This window comes from uncultured Thiodictyon sp. (genome assembly GCA_903837595.1).
GTDB lineage: Bacteria > Pseudomonadota > Gammaproteobacteria > Chromatiales > Chromatiaceae > Thiodictyon.
Map to the genome: position 1 here is coordinate 1 of CAILVI010000172.1, position 2,369 is coordinate 2,369.

Genomic DNA, 2,369 nt, shown 5'->3' on the forward strand with positions numbered 1-2,369 from the left:
ATCATCGCCTTGATTCCAGCGAGTGTACATCTTGGTTTTCGTGCGCCCCGCATTCGGGAAACCGGATCGCCGGCAGATTACGGCCTCGCCTTTGAAGCGCTACGCATCCCCACGGTACGCGGCCGGCAGTTATTCGGCTGGCTACTGGCGGCACCGGACGCCACCTGCACCATTGTGGTGTTACACGGCTGGGGCAGCAACGCCGAGAAGATGCTGCCACTCGCCGTCCCGCTGCGCCGCGCCGGCTTCAACCTGTTGCTCTGTGATGCCCGCAGTCATGGCCGCAGCGATGGGGATAGCTTTTCATCCCTGCCCCGCTTCGCCGAGGATCTGGGCATGACCATCGCGTGGCTCAAATGCCGGCACCCACACCTGGCCGATCGCATCGCGGTCCTTGGGCACTCGGTGGGCGCTGGTGCCGCCTTGTTCGAGGCCTCACGCAATGCGGATATCGCGGCGGTCATCAGTATCGCCGCGTTCGCGGACCCCGCCCAGATGACCGCAGGCTATCTACGCGCCCTGCACTTCCCGCACCAGGTCATCCACCTGCTCAGCCGCTATGTGGAATGGATCATCGGGTACCGCTTCGCGGCGATTGCGCCGATGAACACAGTTCGCGGACTGACCTGCCCCATTCTGCTGATACATGGCACAGCCGATCAGACTGTCGCGGTGGAGGACGCATACATGATCTTGACCAACTGTGGCTCTACCTACACCCGCCTGCTGGAGATCGGCGGCGCTGGGCACGACTCGGTAGAGCAGATCGAGCGGCACGTCGGCGACCTACTCGGATTCCTCGAGGCACATTGCCCCAAGCGGTGAGACTTGCTCTGTCCCGGAGTAACCGAGCATCACCGCTGCGGAAAAGACGATCGCGACCAGCCAGCCGTCCAAGCACCCAGCAAACGACTATCGGAATATTCGTCCAATCGTGGCCTCCGACCGTCAATTCGCAACGACTCGCCCGAAATAACTCCCTACACTGGCACTCAGGATTTCAGGCGAGGAAACCGCAAGCGAGCGACGCATGGTGGCGCAATCCTGCTCATCGCCAACGGTAGCAGCCGGATCGGATACAACGCTGACGCTTGTTTGTTAAAGAAAATATCTGTCTATAGATACCTTATCTATAGATCCAGGAACATTAGGGAGATCGTTATGCCCTGCGGGCTTAAACAGGGTCGGGGCGGCGGACAGCGCAAGATGTTCTTCCTGCAATCCTGCTTGCTGGTGCTGTTGCACCGTGAGCCAGGTTACGGCTATAGCCTGATGAGCGGTCTACATGAGTTCGGCTTCGCGGTCGAGGAGATGGACATCAGTATCCTCTACCGGGCATTACGCGACCTGGATGCGGCCGAACTGGTCAGCAGTACTTGGGATGAGAACAGCCTCGGCCCTAAGCGACGGGTCTATACCATCACGCCACTGGGCGAGGCCCGGCTGGCCGACTGGATTCACTTCCTGCGACAGCGGCGCAGGCAAATCGAAACGCTTGAGGCGGCTTATGACACCGTCAATACAGCACCTGATACACCAAGACCTCTGGGAGGTGAATCTCATGCCATATAGAGACGGTACCGGACCTGCTATCCAACGGACAAATGCCGAGCGCAGTGTCGGGCGCTGCGCAGGACGGGGTAGCGCTGGCCGGCCTGGCGGTCGTGGCTTCGGCGGTCGAGGCCGGGGCCGCGGCGCAACCGGTCCGGATCCAGGCCTTGACGCTGGCCAGGACCGCTCCTGGATCAGCAACCAGATCAAGGGCCTGCAAGCCGCCATCCAAGGGCTGACGGCACGGCTCAACGCACTCAACAAGGAATAGAGACGGCGGGGCGATCATGACTGGATCGCCCCTTGCTTCTCGATTCTTCAATCACGGACATCATTGACTATGAAACTGGCCATTTCCTCCTCCGGCACAACACTCGACGCCGCCTTCGATGCCCGCTTCGGTCGCGCGGCAGCCTTTTGCGTGGTCGATTCAGACACCGGCGCGTGGTCGACCCATGCCAACCCGGCCCTGTCTGCGGCGGGCGGGGCCGGGGTGCAGGCGGCACAACTCGTGGCCAACCTCGGCGCCCAAGCGGTCGTCAGCGGGGCCTATGGACCCAAGGCCTATGACACACTGTCCGCCGCGGCGATCACGATGTGGCTTGCTCCGACCAATGCCACGCACAGTGTCACCGAGATCCTGACCCTGTTCCGATCCGGTCACTTGACCCAGGCCGACGCGGCCAGCCATAACGGCCATCACGGGGGTTAGCGCCAATGCGCATCGTCGTCGCCAGCGGCAAGGGTGGTACCGGCAAGACCACCGTCGCCACCAGCCTGGCACTTGTGGCCGCGCAACTGCATGAAGTCTGCTTTCG

At 61.8% G+C, this 2,369-nt stretch carries 5 protein-coding genes; all 5 read left to right on the top strand.

The features are described 5' to 3' along the window. Positions 1–825 (top strand): alpha/beta fold hydrolase (locus QZY44_RS09335; protein WP_365303814.1); only part of this gene is annotated, 825 nt, incomplete at its 5' end. A 381-nt stretch (positions 826–1,206) separates the two neighbouring features. Then, complete coding sequence (locus tag QZY44_RS09340) at positions 1,207–1,572, top strand: PadR family transcriptional regulator (RefSeq protein WP_295445473.1); 366 nt, start codon at positions 1,207–1,209, stop codon at positions 1,570–1,572. After that, complete coding sequence (locus tag QZY44_RS35730; RefSeq protein ID WP_365303817.1) at positions 1,562–1,822, top strand: DUF5320 family protein; 261 nt, start codon at positions 1,562–1,564, stop codon at positions 1,820–1,822. The genes QZY44_RS09340 and QZY44_RS35730 overlap by 11 nt, the downstream gene beginning before the upstream one ends. A gap of 69 nt (positions 1,823–1,891) precedes the next feature. Beyond that, positions 1,892–2,263 carry a NifB/NifX family molybdenum-iron cluster-binding protein gene (locus QZY44_RS09345; protein ID WP_295445476.1) on the top strand — a complete coding sequence of 124 codons (372 nt, stop codon included), beginning with the start codon at positions 1,892–1,894 and terminating at the stop codon, positions 2,261–2,263. 5 nt (positions 2,264–2,268) lie between these two features. Continuing rightward, positions 2,269–2,369, top strand: a 101-nt coding sequence (locus tag QZY44_RS09350; RefSeq protein WP_295445479.1) for a P-loop NTPase, incomplete at its 3' end; no start/stop codon positions are given.